This is a genomic window from Streptomyces flavotricini (assembly GCF_020639365.1).
In the GTDB taxonomy this organism is placed as follows: Bacteria; Actinomycetota; Actinomycetes; order Streptomycetales; family Streptomycetaceae; genus Streptomyces; species Streptomyces flavotricini.
Map to the genome: position 1 here is coordinate 3,374,270 of NZ_JAINUL010000001.1, position 15,949 is coordinate 3,390,218.

A 15,949-nucleotide genomic window follows, 5' to 3' on the forward strand; every position below is an offset into this window, starting at 1 on the left:
CGGCCGGCGGGCGGCGGGCCGGGCAGGCCGGCGCCCGGGCCGGTGGCCCGCGGCTGTCCCGGCGCAGGCTCGGGTCGGCGGCGGCCCGGCGGGGCGTCGGGCTGCCGGGGAGCCGGCCGGGGGTCGGGCCGTTCCGGGGGCGCGGGCCGGGCGGCGGCCCGGTGGAGCGCCGACGCGATGTGGCGGATGAGGACCTGGAGGTCGGCGCAGTAGACGGAGGGCCGTCGGAAGCCCTCGCCGGCGCGGTAGCGGTGCGGGTAGTGGCCGCCCCCGCAGACCTCGACGAGCTCGCAGGCCCGGCAGCCGTCGGCGAGGGCCTCCCGCCCGAGCTGGCGGGCGACGAGACCGGGGTGGTCGAGGAACGCGTCGAAGCCGTGGCTCGCCACGGTCATCCCGGTGGCGGCGGCGCCTTCGTAGGCGGATTTCAGCGAGTCGGCCTGCTCGATGCCGCCGTCGGTCTCGATCACGGCGGTGGCGGCGGGTGCGAGGCCGAGGGTCTCGGTGGCGGCGGGCAGTCCGAGCAGCAGGGCGATGATCTCCTCGAAGATCCGGATCCGGGTCCGCAGCTCCGCCTCGTGCCACCAGCGCTCGAAGACGGCGACGAGCCAGTCGGCGTACGGGGTGCGGGGCGGGTCGTGGCCGGGCGGCGGGGTGTTCCAGTTGGCCAGCGGCAGCAGCAGCCCGATGACCGGCGGGGCGAAGGCGAGCAGCGACTCGTACGTCTCCACCGGGTCCTGGGCGAGGTCGACGACGCACAGCACCCCGGCGTAGCTCTCGGGGTGCCGGGCGAGCAGGCGCAGGCCGCGGGCGGCGGCGGCGAACCCGGGGCGTCCGGTGCGGTCCACGCGGCGGGTGTTGTGCGCGGGCAGCCCCCCGTCGAGGCTGACCCCGACGCGGATCCCGGCGGCGGCGAGCGCGCCGAGCCGGCCCCGGGTGAGCAGGGTGCCGTTGGTCTGGACGGTGGCGGTGACCCGGGTCCGCGGCGAGGTCCGGGCGAGGGCGGCCCGTACGGCCTCGACGGGGGCGGCCAGTTCGGCGGGGGCGGTGAGCAGGGGTTCGCCTCCGTGCAGGACGAGGTCGACGCGGGCAAGGTCGTGGGCGGCGGCGTGCTCGGCGATGCGGGCGGCGGCGCGGGCGGCGGTGGCCCGGGACATGGCGGCGGGCTGGACGCGCCAGCCCTGGTCGGCCATCTCGTACACGTAGCAGTAGGTGCAGGCGAGGTTGCAGCGGCTGCGGGTCTTGAGGACGAACTGCCGTACCGGGTGCGGCCGGTGGCCCGCGGCGCGGAGCGCGGGCACGTCGAGCCGGGCGTACGGCCACGGCGCGTGGACCAGGTGGTTCCGTAAGGAGGGCAGCCCGGCGTCGCTCGTGTCGGTCTGACTCATCGCCTGTACCTCCCGCGCCGCGGACGGTCCATCCCTGCCCGGCGGACGGCACCGGCTAACGGCGGAAACGGGACAACCGTGCGTGCACTGCGTGGCCTTGGGACTGCGGTGCGTGAGGGTTCGCGGGTCACCGGTGCGGTCAGGCGACTCCCGAGTCGAAGGCGTTGAGGATCTCGGCGGGGTGGGTGACCCGCTCCACCATGCCCTCGATGACCCGGGCCAGCACGGGGTGGTCGATCCCGCGCAGCGCGGCCAGATCGAACCCGGAGAGGTCCGGTAACCGCCCCGGACAGGCGGAGCCGCCCGCCGTCTGCGCTTCCTGCTCCCGAGTCGCCATGGGCTGCCCGTCCCCCCGTTGAGTCGCGATGTCCGATGCTCCACTACCCGGTTGCCCGGGTTACAGCCCCGCCTCCAGGGTGCGGACCCGGGATCCCAGCGCCGCCCTCCGCTCCGCGGCCGCCGGACCCAGCCGGTTCCACAGCTCCAGCGCGGAGCGGTACGCGTCCAGCGCCGCCCGGGGCCGGGCCAGGCGCTCCAGTACCTCCCCGCGCAACTCCTGTACCCGTGCCCCCAGTTCCACCGCCACGTCCCGCCGCTCCTCGCGGTCGGCGGCGAGCGCGGAGCGCCAGGCCCGCCGGTAGGAGTCCGCCGCCCGGTCGAGGCGGTCCAGCGCCCGGGTGTGCGCGTGGATCTCCTGCTGGACGTCCCCGTGCTCGCGCCACGCGCGGGCCTGCTCCAGCGGGCCGCGGCTCTGCCGGACGGCCAGTTCCAGCAGGTACTCCGCCTCCCTCAGGTCGACCACGTCCCCCTCGTAGGCGTGCCGCAGCCGCAGCCCCTCCGCGAGCCGCACCAGGCGCTGCGCGGAGCGCGGGTCGGACTGCGGGACCGCCGTCCGGCTGTCGCGCAGCACCCGTACGGCCGTCGAGGTGAACCGCCGGCCGTCGGCGGCCCGCGCCCGGTCCAGCAGTGCGTCGCCCCACTCGGGCAGCAGCTCCGCGTAGGCCTCCGCGTCGCGCGGGATCAGCCTGCGGGCCCTGCCGTACGCCTCGGCCGCGTCCTCCAGGGCCGCCGGATCCGCGTCCCGCGCGTACCGGGCCCGGTGCACCCGCGCCAGGCACACCAGGGCGGCCAGCCGCAGCTCCGGGTCGCCGGTGGCCTCGGCCAGGGCCAGGTCCAGCTGTCCGGCCGCCTCCTCCAGCCGCCCCGGCAGGTGGCGCAGGGCCGCGGCCAGGTCCACCCGTACGCGGGCGGCCGCCGCTCCCGCGGGCCCGGCGGACTGCTGCGCGGCGGCCAGCCCGGCTTCCAGGTGCTCGGCGGCCCGGACGGCCAGCGCCGTGCGCTCCGCCGGGTCGGGGGTGCGGGGCAGCAGGGCGAGCAGGACCCGGCCGAGGGCGGGCCGCACCGCCGGGTCGGAGGCGGGGGCTCCGGTCACCGCCTCCAGCGCGGAGCGCGCTTCGTGCAGTGCGCCCGTGTCCTCGCGGAGCTCGCCGAGGCGGACCAGGGCCTGCGCCCGCCGGACCACGCAGTCCAGGCGCAGCCGCGGGTCCAGCGCCGGGTCGGGGTCGCCGCCGACGGCCGCGAACTCCCGTTCCGCCGCGGCCAGCAGCTCGGGGTCCGGCTCGGCCTCCAGGGCCCGCTCGTACAGGATCCGGCCGAGCAGGGCCCGGGCGGGCGGGGTACCGAGGCCGGCCACGGACCGCTCGGCCTCGGCGAGCAGCTCGGGGTCCCGCTGTCCGGCCCACAGCCGCAGCAGGACGGTGGCCAGCTCGCACTCGGCCTCGCCGGGCGCGTCCTCGGGTCCGGCGGGCACGGCGATCGCCCGGCGCAGCACGGCGACGGCCTCGTAGAGCCCGCGCGGGCCGGCGTCGCCGCCTTGGCGGTCCTGCGCGGCGAGCCGGTCGCGGGCCGTGCGCACCGCCCAGGCCCGCCCGGGCGGGGGTGCGACGGGCTCCGGGACGCCCGGTTCCCCGGCGGGCGGCCCGGGCAGGTAGCGCCGTACGACGCGGGCCGAGACCTCGGCGAAGGCCTGCGGGAGCCGCCCGGCGGGGACCCGCTCCTCGCCGCCCTCCTCGGCCACCGGGGCGCCGGTGAGCTGGGAGACGGCCAGGGCGGGGAAGTTCCGCACGCCCCGCCCGAAGTGCGCGAGCACGTACTCGGAGCAGTGCTTGAGCACGAGCGCCGCCTCGTCCCGGCCGAGCGGCCCGAGCAGCACGTCCTGGACGCCGGGCACGAACTCGTACCACTGCCCTGCGGCCCGCCCGCGCCGCAGCAGCCCGCTGAGCAGCACCTCGGCCAGGTCCGAGGGCTCCGAGTCCGGCAGCATCGTGCGCTGTACGAGGGCCATCACGGGCAGGGTCAGCGGCGCCGCCGACAGGTACACGGCGAGCTGGACGGCGCGGGGCGAGGCGGAGGCGCGGAAGCGGCGCACCAGCTCGCGCGGCGGGCGGACGGCGTGCGGCGGCGGCAGGGGCGCGGCGGGGTGGTCGGCGAGCACCCGGCCCACCTCGGCGGGGACGGGACCGGTGCCGAGCCCGGCGACGAGGCGGGCCCAGGAGCCGAGCGCGATGGCGCTGGGCGGCAGGACGGGGACGGTCAGCCCACCGGTGTACCGCCCGTGGCGGACCGGCCGGTCGGGCCGGAACCGCAGCTTCCCGGAGCCGCCCTCGGCGCGGGTCAGGGCGCCCCGCTCGGTCGGCAGCCAGCTGCGGCTCCACAATCGCTGCGGCAGCGGCTGGACGACCACGCAGGGGGTGCACTCGGCCCAGCGGTGCAGCAGCCGCTGGGCCTCGCCCTCGCGCCAGAGCGGGCCGGCGCAGTCGGAGACGACCATGGTCAGCGCCCGTCCGGTGGGGTCGCGCAGCTGGTCCCCGGAGCGCAGCCGGGTGCCGGGGCCGGGCCCGCGCCCGACGGCGGCCCGGCCGTCGCCGAGCCGGTGCAGGTAGTGCACCTGGACGTCGCGGAAGGCGCCGAGCCGCTCACAGACGGACCGCAGTTCCTCGAACATGTCGTGCCAGACGGCCATCGACGGGGAGGCGTCCATGACCAGCCGTACGGTCGCCTCGCGCCGGCTGTCCGGCCGCAGTACGGGGATGACCAGCCCGAGCGCTCGGGCGCTGGCCTCGGCGGTGGCCGGTTCGTCGAGCACCAGCCGGGTGGGCGGGCCGGGCGGGCGGTGCCGCTGGAGGGCGCGCAGGGCCCGCTGGATCTCAAGGATCCGGGGCAGCGCGGCCGCGCCGGGGACCCGTACGGGCACTCCGGCGCCGGCCGGGAGTTCCGCCGCCTCCTCCTCGACGGCCCCCAGTACCCGGGAGGCGTAGAGCCGTACCGGGTCCTCCGGCTCGGGCTCGGGCGGCACGGGTTCCTCCCCGGCCGGCGTCGCCGCGCCCGCGGGGCGCGTCCGCCGGGGCGGGGCCGTGCGGTCCGGGTCGGGGGCGGCGGGGACGGCCGGACCGATCCGCCCGGCCAGCCACAGCGCGTCGGCGAGCTCCTCGGCGGTGGGGTCGAGCCCGGCGGCGCGCAGCAGCCCGGTGAGGTCGCGCAGGGCGGCGGGGACGGGCGCCGGGTCGGAGCAACGTGTGCCCGCGGAGGCGGGAAGGGCGGGCCACTCGGGATGCACGGGCGCTCACCTCGGGCGGTCGAGGCGCTGGATGAGCAGGTCGGCGAGGTCCTCCCGGGTCGGCGGGGCGGCGTAGTGGGTGAGGTAGATGGCGTTCAGCAGCTGGTCGGCGGCGACGAGTTCGGACTGGGAGCGGCTGAGGAACTCCCGGATCAGGTCGGCCCCGAGCTGGGCGGCCTCCTCACCGAGGTGCGCGCGGACCATGGTGGCGAGCCGCTTCTCGCCGGGCTGGCCGAGCTTGAGCTGGATGCAGCGGCGCAGCAGGGCGGCCGGGAAGTCCCGTTCGCCGTTGCTGGTCAGGATGATGAAGGGGAAGGCCCGGCAGCGCACTCGGCCGCCCCGGACGGTGACCTTCGCCCCGTCGTCGGTGAGCACCTGCACCTCGGGTTCGGTGTCGGCGACGCGTTCGAGTTCGGGGAGGGCGAACTCGCCCTCCTCCAGGACGTTCAGGAGGTCGTTGGGCAGGTCGATGTCGCTCTTGTCGAGCTCGTCGATGAGCAGGACCCGGGGCCGTCCGGTGGGCAGCAGGGCCGTTCCGAGGGGGCCGAGGCGGATGTACTTGCCGATGCCGGGGGACGTGCCGGCCGCCGGGCCCGCGCCGGGTTCCGTGCGGGGGCCCGCGCCCGGGGAGCCGCCCGGCAGACGGCCGCTCGCGGCGATCTGCACGTCCTGGAGCCGGGCGATGGCGTCGTAGCGGTAGAGGCCCTCCTGGAGCACGGTCCGCGAGACCACGGGCCAGCGCAGCACCCGGCCGAGTTTCAGCTCGTGGGCGACGGCGTGCGCGAGGGTGGACTTCCCGGTTCCCGGGTAGCCGGTCACCAGCAGCGGCCGCCGCAGGTAGAGGGCCGCGTTGATGGCCTCCAGCTCCTCCGGTTCGGGCCGGTGCAGTTCGGCGGCCTGCCGGTGCGCGCCGAGGCGGCGTGCGACGTTCCCGTCGGCCGTGTCCGCCGGTCCGCCGGGCTCGCCGACGGGGCCGCCGTCGAAGTCCCGCCACGGCGGCGGATCGGGCAGGGCCTCGATCCCGTCGTGGGGTTCGCCGACCCCCCGGTAGATGAGCCATTCCTCGTTCACGCCTGCTCCCTCCCCCTCCCGCCCGTCACAGGTCGCCCTGCAGCGGCTCGTCTTCGGGCAGCGCGCGCGCCGGGTCCTCCCATACGAGGGCCATCCCGTCCGCCCAGTACGCGTCGGGGTCCGCCCCGTGCGCGCGTGCCCGCAGTGCCTGGAGCCGGACCGGCAGCGGCGCTCCCCGCGCCGCCTCCGTCAGCTCCTCGCGCAGCCCGCGGTGGAACGGCGCGCAGTCGGCCGCCGGGTCGTCGGGGGGGCGCCGGGTGACGGCCACTCCGTATCCGGCGTCGCGGACCCCGTACAGGGAGCCGCGGGTGGGCTCCGCGTCGGCGGCCCGGCAGTGCACGGGCACGGTGTTGTCCGGCAGTGCGTCGAGCCATTCCGGCGCCGGGGTCCTGGGGCGGCCGCGGTCGCAGTCGGCCCGCTCGTCGGCCAGCGGGCCGGCCTGGACGCGGGTCCAGCGGTCGGCCCGGCGGTGGTCGGCCTCGTCGTCGGTCGGGATCGCCCCGCCGGTCCCGGCCGGGTAGCGGAAGACCACGGGCCGCTGGACGCCCAGCGGGGTGCGGCCGGCCACCGTCCAGGTGTCCACGGGCAGGCCGAACAGCTCGGGCGCCACGGCGACTTCGAGGAGGGCCGCCGCGTCGTGGGTGTCGCAGCGCCGGAAGGCCTCGGCGAGCGGGACCCGCAGCGCTTCGGCGAGACCGGCCCGGGTGGCCCGTACGCCCGAGTCCACCGGGGTGAGCCGGCCCGGGTGGGCGGGCCCGTAGAGCACCGAGACGCGCCAGTCGTAGACGTCCTCCCAGCCGTGCGCCCACGCCTCCAGCAGCACCGAGGGGCCCTGGGGCAGGGCGCCGGACGGCCTGGTGTGGCCGTGCGGGTGCCGGTCGGCCCGGGCGCGGCGGCGCCGGTCGCGCTGGGCGAGGCCCCGTTCGTGGCGCTCGCCCAGCTCCCGCCGCAGGGGCCGCCACAGCCGCTCGGCGGTGGCCCGTACCCAGTCCCACAGCTCTTCGTCGGCGCCCGGGGAGGGCGGCTCCCGGTGGTCGGCGACGCTGACGTCGGTCGCGTACCGCAGCATCGCGGCGGCCTCGCCGGAGCCGCCCGGCGGATCGTGCAGCATGCCGAGTCCGTCGCGCCAGCTGAGCGGGGCCGGCAGGCCCGGGTCGGGCTCCTCGCCGCGGGCCGCCTCGACGAGGGCCCGTACGTCCTCGGAGGAGCGCGGCGGGGGCAGTTCGGCCAGCAGCCCGCACAGGGTGGTGCGCTCGGCGGCGGTGAGCCGCCTGCGGCCCTCGTGCGGGAGCTCGCGCGCCGGGAGCTCGTCGTGCACGTCGGTCCAGGTGCTGCGGCTGCCCCGGTCGCTCAGGTGCTGGTCGTAGTGGTACAGGTCGTGGGCCTGCATGACGCGGCGGTAGAGCCCGACCTGGCCGGTGGCGGCCAGCGGCAGGGTCCGTAACTGGACGACGGAGACGGCGAGTCCGCCGCCGCCGTTGTGGCGGCGGGCCTTGACCACGCCGACGACCTCGCCGCGGGCCAGGTCCACGACCGGGCCGCCTGACATGCCGGGCTCGATCTCGTCGTCGTCGCCGAGGCGCAGGGCGGCGCCGGCGGCGGCGGTGCCGCGCAGCCGGGTGGTGCGGCCGGTGATCTCGGGGGCGCCGAGGTCCTCGGTGCAGCCGAAGTAGGCGACCTCGTCGAGGCGCGGTCTGCCGCGGTCGGTGAGCCGTACGCAGGCGTGCGTGATCGGGGCGAGGACGCGGACCAGCGCCAGGTCGGGCAGGTCCCACAGGGCCCGGCGGGCGGGGCGGCGCTCCTCCAGCCGCTCGGGCAGGACGCACTCGACGCGGCCGGTGACGGTGCCGGTGGTGCCGTAGGCGCCGGAGGAGAAGGTGATGCCGAGCTCACGCCCCACGAGACGCACCGCTGCACCCCCTTCACCGACGACGTGCGCGCACGTCAGGACCCAGCCCGGGGCGATGAAGAAGCCACTCCCCCAGGTGGGACCGGTCCCATGGGGTGCATACCCGTCCGGGGCCGCGTGGACGCGCACGGTGGCCGCCTGGACGAGGGGTTCGAGGAGCTCGAAGGCGCGCGCGGTGCCGCCCGTGCGCCCGTCCGGCATCCCCTGCCCCCTCAGGTGTGGAGGCCGTCCAGGCTAGCGCCGGGTGCCACAGGAGGGGAGGTCTCGCCGGGTATGCGGATTATCCTGGCGGGAAACGTCCCCTGCACACCTTCATCACGGCACGGAGCCCGACTTGTACTTCACCGATCGCGGCATCGAGGAGCTGGAGAAGCGGCGCGGCGAGGAGGAGGTCACCTTCGAGTGGCTCGCCGAGCAGCTGCGCACCTTCGTCGACCTGAACCCGGACTTCGAGGTCCCGGTGGAACGCCTGGCCACCTGGCTGGCCCGCCTGGACGACGAGGACGACGAGGACGAGTAGGTCCACCGGCAGCTCAGGCACGGCGAAGGGGCCCGACCGTCACCGGTCGGGCCCCTTCGCCGTGGGGAGCAAGGCCTGGATCAGGCGGCCTTGGTCTCCCAGAAGATGCGGTCGATCTCGGCGATGAGCTCGAGCGCCTTCTGGCCGGTCGCCGGGTCGTTCGACGCCTTGGCGGCCGAGAGGGCCTTCAGGGTGTCGTTGACCAGGGTGTGCAGCTGCGGGTACTTCTCGAAGTGCGGGGGCTTGAAGTAGTCGCTCCACAGCACCGAGACGTGGTGCTTGGCGAGCTCGGCGCGCTGCTCCTTGATGGTGATGGCGCGCGCGCGGAAGTCGGCGTCCTCGTTGGCCTGGTACTTCTCCTGGACGGCCTTGACGGACTCGGCCTCGATGCGGGCCTGGGCAGGGTCGTACACGCCGCACGGAAGATCGCAGTGGGCGGAGACCTTCGCCTTGGGGGCGAAGAGGCGGGAAAGCATGGAGTTTGTCCTCCTCGTGATCGTCTTCTCAAGGGGGAGGTTACTCCGTGGCACAGGGGATTTCGCGAGCGGCCCCGTGGGCTTAGGACAAAAGTCCAGGGTGGCGTCCGGACCGGTGAGCGAATGTACGGGAGGCTGCGGCAGCATGCGCAGTGAGGCGAGAGCGGGCGAGGAGGTCGCGCATGGCGGAGAGAAGGCACTCGCGGATGGCGTTCGAGGTACTGGAGGTGGCGGGGCCCTCGATGGTGCCGACGCTGCTGCACGGGGACCGGCTGGTGGTCCGCTACGGGGCGGCCGTGCGTCCGGGTGACGTGGTGGTGCTGCGCCACCCGTTCCAGCAGGACCTGCTCGTGGTCAAGCGGGCGGTGGAGCGGCGGCCGGGCGGCTGGTGGGTGCTCGGGGACAACCCGTACAACGAGACCGGCGACAGCACCGACTACGGGACGGTGCCCGAGGAGCTGGTGCTGGCGACGGCGGTGCTGCGCTTCCGGCCCCGCGCGGCGGATCAGAGTTCGCTGAGGGCGCGGCTGTCCTGGGCGGTGTCGGCGCTGCGGCCGCTGTGGCCGGACGCCTCGGCTTCCAGGCGCTTGCGGGCCCGGTAGGCGGCCACGTTGGCCCGGGTGGCGCAGCGGTCGGAGCAGTAGCGCCGGGAGCGGTTGGTGGAGGTGTCGAGGTAGGCGTTGCGGCAGGGCGCGGCCTGGCACAGGCCGAGGCGGTCGGGACCGTGCTCGGTGAGGTGGAAGGCCAGGCCGAAGGACGCGATCGCCGCGTAGCCGGCGGAGGCGTTCGAGGGGTGGTCGGCGAGGTGGATGTGCCAGTTGGGGCGTCCCTCGTCGTCGAGGTACTCGTGGCCGGAGACCTGCGGGCTGACCGGGAACTCCATGAGCAGGGAGTTCAGCAGGTCGACCGCGAGGCCGTGGTCGCCGCCGTCGGCGGCTTCGAAGACGGCGCGCAGCCTGCCGCGGACGTTGCGGAAGCGGGTGACGTCGGTCTCGGTGACGCGGCGGGCCATCTGCGCGCTGGCGCCGAACAGCTCCCGGACGGCGTCCACCGAGGTCAGCGAGTCCTTGTTGCGGGCCGGCTCCTCGGTGTTGACCAGGCGCACGGCATAGTCCGAGTAATGGGCCAGTTCCACTTGTAGTCCTTACGGCTGCGGTTTAGGGTCTCGAAGTAACGGCCGAGACTTATTCGAGGGTATTACGACTGGAGGGTGAGCGATGGCGGAGACCACGACCGACTGGCAGGCCTGGCAGGAGAGCTGGGACCGGCAGCAGGAGTGGTACATGCCCGACCGCGAGGAGCGGTTCCGGGTGATGCTGGACATGGTCGAGGCACTGGTGGGACCCACCCCCCGGGTGCTGGATCTGGCGTGCGGTACGGGAAGTATTACGGACCGCGTCTTCAGGCGGTTCCCGGAATCCACCAGTACGGGCGTCGATCTCGACCCGGCCCTGTTGACCATCGCACGCGGCCACTTCGACGGCGACAGCCGCGTCACGTTCGTCACCGCGGACCTCAAGGACCCCGACTGGACCTCGGCGCTCCCGTACGACACGTACGACGCCGTCCTGACGGCCACCGCCCTGCACTGGCTGCACTCACCCCGGCTCGCCGTGCTGTACGGGCAGCTCGCCCCGCTGCTGCGCGAGGGCGGGGTCTTCATGAACGCCGACCACATGCCCGACGCGGCGACCCCCCGCCTCAACGCCGCCGAGCGCGCCCACCGCCACGCCGCGATGGACCGGGCCCGCGCCGCCGGCGCGCTGGACTGGGCCGACTGGTGGGCCCTGGCGGCCGCCGACCCGGTGCTCGCCGAGCCGACGAAGCGCCGCTACGAGATCTACGGCGAGCACGCCGACGGGGACACCCCCGACGACGCCTGGCACGTGCGGACCCTGCGCGAGGCGGGCTTCGCGGAGGCCCGGACGGTCTGGCGCTCGCCCTCGGACGCGCTGGTCCTGGGTCTGAAGTAGTGCCCTGGTAGGAAAGTGAGAACTTTCCACCCTGCAGGACATGCGAGAGGGGCGGTACGGGATTCCCGTACCGCCCCTTACGTCCGTTCGGCGCGCCTGCGGCTACAGCACCTTGGAAAGGAACGCCTTCGTCCGGTCGTGCTGCGGGTTGCCGAGCACCTCGCGGGGGTGGCCGGACTCGACGACGACGCCGCCGTCCATGAAGACGAGGTTGTCGCCGACCTCGCGGGCGAAGCCCATCTCGTGGGTCACCACGATCATGGTCATGCCCGATTCGGCCAGGTCCCGCATGACGTCGAGGACGTCGCCGACGAGCTCCGGGTCGAGCGCCGAGGTGGGCTCGTCGAAGAGCATCAGCTTCGGCTCCATGGCCAGCGCGCGGGCGATCGCCACGCGCTGCTGCTGCCCGCCGGAGAGCTGGGAGGGGTAGTTCCCGCCCTTGTCGCCCAGGCCCACGCGGTCCAGGAGGCGCACCGCGCGCTCGCGCGCCACGGCCTTGCTCTCGCCCTTGACCATGACGGGGGCTTCCATGACGTTCTCGATGGCCGTCATGTGCGGGAAGAGGTTGAAGCGCTGGAAGACCATGCCGATCTCGCGGCGCTGGGCCGCGACCTCGCTGTCCTTCAGCTCGTAGAGCTTGTCGCCCTTCTGCTTGTACCCGACCAGCTGGCCGTCCACCGAGAGCCGCCCGGAGTTGATGCGCTCCAGGTGGTTGATGCACCGCAGGAAGGTCGACTTGCCGGAGCCGGACGGGCCGACCAGGCAGAAGACCTCGCGCGGGGCGACCTCGAGGTCGATGCCGCGCAGGATGTGGGCGGCGCCGTACGACTTGTGGACGCCCTCGGCCTTGACCATCGGCTGAGTGGTCATCGCGCGACCTCCGTACGGCGGAACATGTTCAGGTTGGCCTTCAGACGCTGGAACGGCGTCGGCGGCAGGTTCCGCGTGGAACCACGGGCGAAGCGGCGCTCCAGGTAGTACTGGCCGACGCTGAACACACTGGTCAGAGCCAGGTACCAGAAGGAGGCCACGAACAGCATCTCCATGATGGCACCGGCCGTGTTGCCGATGTTCGACGAGGCCCGCAGGAGTTCCGTGTACTGCACCGCCGAGACCAGGGAGGAGGTCTTCAGCATGTTGATGAACTCGTTGCCGGTCGGCGGGATGATCACGCGCATCGCCTGCGGGAGCACGATCCGGCGCATGGTCTTCGTCTGCGGCATGCCGAGCGCGTGGGCGGCCTCGGTCTGGCCCTCGTCGACCGACTGGATGCCGGCCCGGACGATCTCCGCCATGTACGCGCCCTCGTTCAGGCCGAGGCCCAGGAGGGCCACCATGAACGGGGTCATGACGTCGACGGTCTCGTTCTTGTAGATCGGACCGAGGTTGATGTACTGGAAGATCAGCGACAGGTTGAACCACACCAGCAGCTGCACGTACACCGGGGTACCGCGGAAGAACCAGATGTAGAGCCAGGAGACGGCGCCGGTCACCGGGTTCTTGGAGAGCCGCATCACCGCGAAGACGATGCCGAGCACGAGGCCCAGCGCCATGGCGGAGACGCTGATGATCACGGTGTTGCCGAGACCGCTCAGGACCGCCGGGTCGAACAGCTTGTCGCCGACCGTCGCCCAGATGACGTTGCCGTTGGCGAACGCGTAGACGAGCCAGGCGAGCAGCGCCACGACCACGACACCGCTGACCCAGCGGCCGTAGTGCCGTACCGGAATTGCCTTGATGGCCTCGTACGGGAGGCCCGAGGCGCCGGGTCCGGCCGGCGGGTTCTCGGCCGGACCCTTTTCGATCTTGTCAGTCACAATGACTGCCCTTCAGTGGAGCGTGGAGCGAGGGACTTCGCCGGACTTACTGACCTGCGTTGACCGTCGCGGACTTGACGGCGCTGTCCTGCACGTTCCACTTCTCCAGCGCCTTGGCGTAGGAGCCGTCCTTGATGATGGCGTCGAGGGCCTGCTTGAGGGCGTCGCGGAGCTGGGTGTTCTCCTTGCTCACGCCGATGCCGAAGAGGCCGACGTCGCTCTGCTGGCCGGCGACCTCGAAGTCGTTGCCGCCACCGGAGGTCTTCACCGTGTAGGCGGCGACCGGGTAGTCGTTCAGGTCGGCGACGGCACCGCCGGCCTTGACGCGGGTCTGCGCCTCGGCGTCGGTGTCGAAGGCCTGGATGGTGAGCTTCTTGTCGCCGCACTTCTCGGCCTGGGCCTTGAAGGTGTCCTCGTAGATCGTGCCGCGCTGGACGGCCACGGTCTTGCCGCAGAGGTCGTCCATCGACTTGATGCCCTCGGGGTTGCCCTTCTTGACGAGGAGCGAGAGGCCGGAGGAGAAGTAGTCGACGAAGTCGATCCCCTTGCCGATCTTCTGGCCCTTGTCGTCCAGGCCCTCCTGGCGCTTCTTGTTGTCGGTGATCGACGACATGATCGCGTCTTCGCGGCCGGTGTAGATCGAGGTGATCAGACCGTCGAAGGTGCCGGCGGTGAACTGCATCTTCACGCCGAGCTGCTTGCCGAGCGCCTCGGCGATGTCGGGGTCGACACCGACGATCTTGCCGCCCTCGACGAATTCCATCGGGGCGTAGGCGGAGTCCGTGCCGACCTTGATGACACCGGCGTCCTGGATCTTCTTCGGCAGGGCCGAGAAGAGCGGGGCGGAGCTGTCCTTCGACGTACCGCCGGAGGGGGTCGACGAGGCGCCCTTCTCCGTCTGGTCGCCGCAGCCGGTGAGGATCAGGGCGCCGGCGACCGCGATCGCGCCGACCGCGGCGATCCGGGACCGGGCGGCGGTCGTACGACGGGTGGTGCTTGCGGTCATGAGCTGGTTCCTCCGGCTGGCTGGTGGAGCATCCGAGAACGGTCGGGCACGCACCTTCGAGTGTCGCGACCTCGTGTGATTACGGCATCTTGCCATTCGGACTGACGCATTCAGGCAGTTCGTCAGGTCAAAATCGGATAACGGGTGGGCCGGGGTACCCAACAGGACTGCGGAATGCGGGGTTCGCGGCCGCAGGAACCGCTGCGACCTGGCCTTTTTGACGGAGTATTTGCGGTCCGTCTCGTCCATTGGACAGAGACGTTTGGACCTTTCGCCGAAAACAGGACAAGAGGTCTACAGTCGAGCAGGAATCGACTCGTCTGGGTGAGCGTTCTTCGGGTACAACGGATCCTTACACCCCTCATCCGGGGCTCAGGGCGCGCGTGCGGCGCGCCCGCGCGTACGAACCTCCCCTTCGCGGAGACGGGCCAACCGTCGATGCGGAGTACGGACGCGGTGCCCGCCCACCCCTTAACCAGGTGTGGTCACCCTCAACGATTCAAAGACTTAAGGGGCCAAGAAAGTGGCAGCGGAGATCGTCAATCCTCGCAGCGACAGCGCGACGGACAACAACCCGGACGCGGTGTTCGCACTGCACCGGGGCGGCAAGATGGCCATCCAGGCCACGGTGCCGGTCCAGAACAAGGACGACCTGTCCCTCGCGTACACGCCCGGCGTGGCGAAGGTCTGCAGCGCCATCGCGGAGCAGCCCGAGCTGGTGAACGAGTACACCTGGAAGTCGAACGTGGTCGCCGTCGTCACCGACGGTACGGCCGTGCTCGGACTCGGTGACATCGGTCCCGAGGCCTCCCTCCCCGTGATGGAGGGCAAGGCCATCCTGTTCAAGCAGTTCGGCGGTGTGGACGCGGTGCCGATCGCGCTCGCGACCAAGGACGCCGACGAGATCGTCGAGACGGTCATCCGTCTGGCGCCGTCCTTCGGCGGGGTGAACCTGGAGGACATCTCCGCCCCCCGCTGCTTCGAGATCGAGCGCCGGCTCCAGGAAGCCCTGGACATCCCGATCTTCCACGACGACCAGCACGGCACGGCGATCGTGACCCTGGCCGCCCTGCGCAACGCCGCGAAGCTCACCGGGCGCACGCTCGGCGACCTGCGCGCCGTGATCTCGGGTGCGGGCGCGGCGGGCATCGCCATCGCCAAGATCCTCGTGGACGCGGGCATCGGCGACGTCTGCGTCACCGACCGCAAGGGCGTCGTCTCCGCGGACCGCTCCGACCTGACGGACGTCAAGGCGGAGATCGCCGCCCTGACGAACAAGACCGGCCAGACCGGCTCCCTGGAAGCGGCCCTGAACGGCGCGGACGTCTTCATCGGCGTCTCCGGCGGCACCGTGCCGGAGGAGGCGGTGGCCTCGATGGCGAAGAACGCCTTCGTCTTCGCCATGGCCAACCCGAACCCCGAGGTCCACCCGGACGTCGCGCACAAGTACGCGGCGGTCGTGGCCACGGGCCGTTCGGACTTCCCGAACCAGATCAACAACGTGCTGGCGTTCCCGGGCATCTTCGCGGGCGCCCTGAAGGTCCGCGCCAGCCGGATCACCGAGGGCATGAAGATCGCCGCCGCCGACGCCATCGCCGGTGTCGTGGGTGACGAGCTCGCCGCCGACTACGTGATCCCGTCGCCGTTCGACGCGCGCGTCGCCGAGGCCGTCGCGGCCGCGGTCGCGGCGGCGGCCAAGGCCGACGGCGTGGCCCGCCTGGCCTGACCCGCGGCGGTACGAAGAGGGGCCCGGCCGGATCTGCATCCGGCCGGGCCCCTCTTCTTGTTCGGCACACCCTCCCCGCCCCCGAACCGGGAGGGGATGCTCCGCCTCAGCGCCTCGACGGAGCTGACGCTTCGTCAATGAGAATGCGGCCACAAGGTGGCGGGCTCATGACGAGCCGGGCGGCATGGCGTGAATATTACCGCCCCCGGAGGCTTGATCCTGACGTTCCACTTCCCCACCCCAACCACACAAGACCGCACGTGGCAGGGTTAGTTGAGGGGGCAACGAAAGATTCCGTTCGACTTCCGGACAGTCCATTACGGACGCCCGGGAGGCCCCGTACGGTTCCCGCCGGCGGCCACCGATCCGCACGGGTGTCCGTGCGACGAAGGCCTCACCGGCTCGGCCCCGACAGGTCTGGCCCGACGGGCTACCGAGCGGTAGCGTCGC

Annotated in this window: 14 protein-coding genes; 4 read left to right on the forward strand and 10 right to left on the reverse strand. The window is 73.2% G+C overall.

Annotation, left to right across the window (positions count from 1 at the left end; translation table 11 throughout):
* From K7B10_RS14980 to K7B10_RS15000, 5 genes are all read right to left on the reverse strand, one after another.
* The coding region (locus K7B10_RS14980) for an FxsB family cyclophane-forming radical SAM/SPASM peptide maturase (protein ID WP_229336539.1) at positions 1-1,385 on the reverse strand (1,385 nt) is incomplete at its 3' end.
* Between the two features lie 139 nt (positions 1,386-1,524).
* Positions 1,525-1,722, reverse strand: coding sequence for an FxSxx-COOH cyclophane-containing RiPP peptide (gene fxsA / locus K7B10_RS14985; protein WP_229336540.1), 198 nt, complete (start codon positions 1,720-1,722; stop codon positions 1,525-1,527).
* Between the two features lie 60 nt (positions 1,723-1,782).
* On the reverse strand, positions 1,783-5,001 hold the full coding sequence (locus K7B10_RS14990; RefSeq protein ID WP_229336541.1) for an SAV_2336 N-terminal domain-related protein: 3,219 nt from the start codon (positions 4,999-5,001) through the stop codon (positions 1,783-1,785).
* A gap of 6 nt (positions 5,002-5,007) precedes the next feature.
* On the reverse strand, positions 5,008-6,072 hold the full coding sequence (locus K7B10_RS14995; RefSeq protein WP_229336542.1) for an AAA family ATPase: 1,065 nt from the start codon (positions 6,070-6,072) through the stop codon (positions 5,008-5,010).
* A gap of 25 nt (positions 6,073-6,097) precedes the next feature.
* Positions 6,098-8,182: a VMAP-C domain-containing protein gene (locus K7B10_RS15000; RefSeq protein WP_229336543.1), complete on the reverse strand. Its 2,085-nt coding sequence runs from the start codon at positions 8,180-8,182 to the stop codon at positions 6,098-6,100.
* 133 nt (positions 8,183-8,315) lie between these two features.
* Between K7B10_RS15000 and K7B10_RS15005 the strand changes: the two genes are divergently transcribed.
* Positions 8,316-8,501: a DUF6104 family protein gene (locus K7B10_RS15005; RefSeq protein WP_010061466.1), complete on the forward strand. Its 186-nt coding sequence runs from the start codon at positions 8,316-8,318 to the stop codon at positions 8,499-8,501.
* An 80-nt stretch (positions 8,502-8,581) separates the two neighbouring features.
* Here the strand turns inward: K7B10_RS15005 and sodN are convergent, their stop codons facing one another.
* Positions 8,582-8,977, reverse strand: coding sequence for a superoxide dismutase, Ni (gene sodN / locus K7B10_RS15010; protein WP_008741558.1), 396 nt, complete (start codon positions 8,975-8,977; stop codon positions 8,582-8,584).
* 182 nt (positions 8,978-9,159) lie between these two features.
* Here sodN and sodX point away from each other — a divergent pair, with 182 nt between their 5' ends.
* Positions 9,160-9,579 (forward strand): nickel-type superoxide dismutase maturation protease, encoded by a 420-nt coding sequence (gene sodX, locus K7B10_RS15015; protein WP_229336544.1) that lies wholly within the window; start codon positions 9,160-9,162, stop codon positions 9,577-9,579.
* Here sodX and K7B10_RS15020 read toward each other — a convergent pair.
* Positions 9,483-10,112, reverse strand: coding sequence for a CGNR zinc finger domain-containing protein (locus K7B10_RS15020; RefSeq protein WP_229336545.1), 630 nt, complete (start codon positions 10,110-10,112; stop codon positions 9,483-9,485). The two genes, sodX and K7B10_RS15020, sit on opposite strands and share 97 nt — an antisense overlap.
* 82 nt (positions 10,113-10,194) lie before the next feature.
* Here K7B10_RS15020 and K7B10_RS15025 point away from each other — a divergent pair, with 82 nt between their 5' ends.
* Positions 10,195-10,950 (forward strand): class I SAM-dependent methyltransferase, encoded by a 756-nt coding sequence (locus K7B10_RS15025; protein ID WP_229336546.1) that lies wholly within the window; start codon positions 10,195-10,197, stop codon positions 10,948-10,950.
* A gap of 102 nt (positions 10,951-11,052) precedes the next feature.
* Here the strand turns inward: K7B10_RS15025 and K7B10_RS15030 are convergent, their stop codons facing one another.
* Genes K7B10_RS15030 through K7B10_RS15040 form a run of 3 tightly spaced genes read right to left on the reverse strand, consistent with a single transcriptional unit; the run spans position 11,053 to position 13,773 of the window.
* Positions 11,053-11,820, reverse strand: a complete 768-nt coding sequence (locus K7B10_RS15030) for an amino acid ABC transporter ATP-binding protein (protein WP_308284581.1) — start codon at positions 11,818-11,820, stop codon at positions 11,053-11,055.
* Entirely contained in the window at positions 11,817-12,767 is a 951-nt protein-coding gene (locus K7B10_RS15035; RefSeq protein WP_099889531.1) for an amino acid ABC transporter permease, read from the reverse strand. Before K7B10_RS15035 ends, K7B10_RS15030 begins: the two co-directional genes overlap by 4 nt.
* Positions 12,768-12,813: 46 nt before the next feature.
* A complete protein-coding gene (locus K7B10_RS15040) occupies positions 12,814-13,773 on the reverse strand; it encodes an ABC transporter substrate-binding protein (protein ID WP_229336547.1) in 960 nt (319 codons plus the stop codon).
* 523 nt (positions 13,774-14,296) lie between these two features.
* On the opposite strand from K7B10_RS15040, the gene K7B10_RS15045 reads away from it, so the two are divergent.
* Entirely contained in the window at positions 14,297-15,499 is a 1,203-nt protein-coding gene (locus K7B10_RS15045) for an NAD(P)-dependent malic enzyme (RefSeq protein ID WP_030859296.1), read from the forward strand.
* The last annotated feature ends 450 nt before the right edge of the window (positions 15,500-15,949 follow it).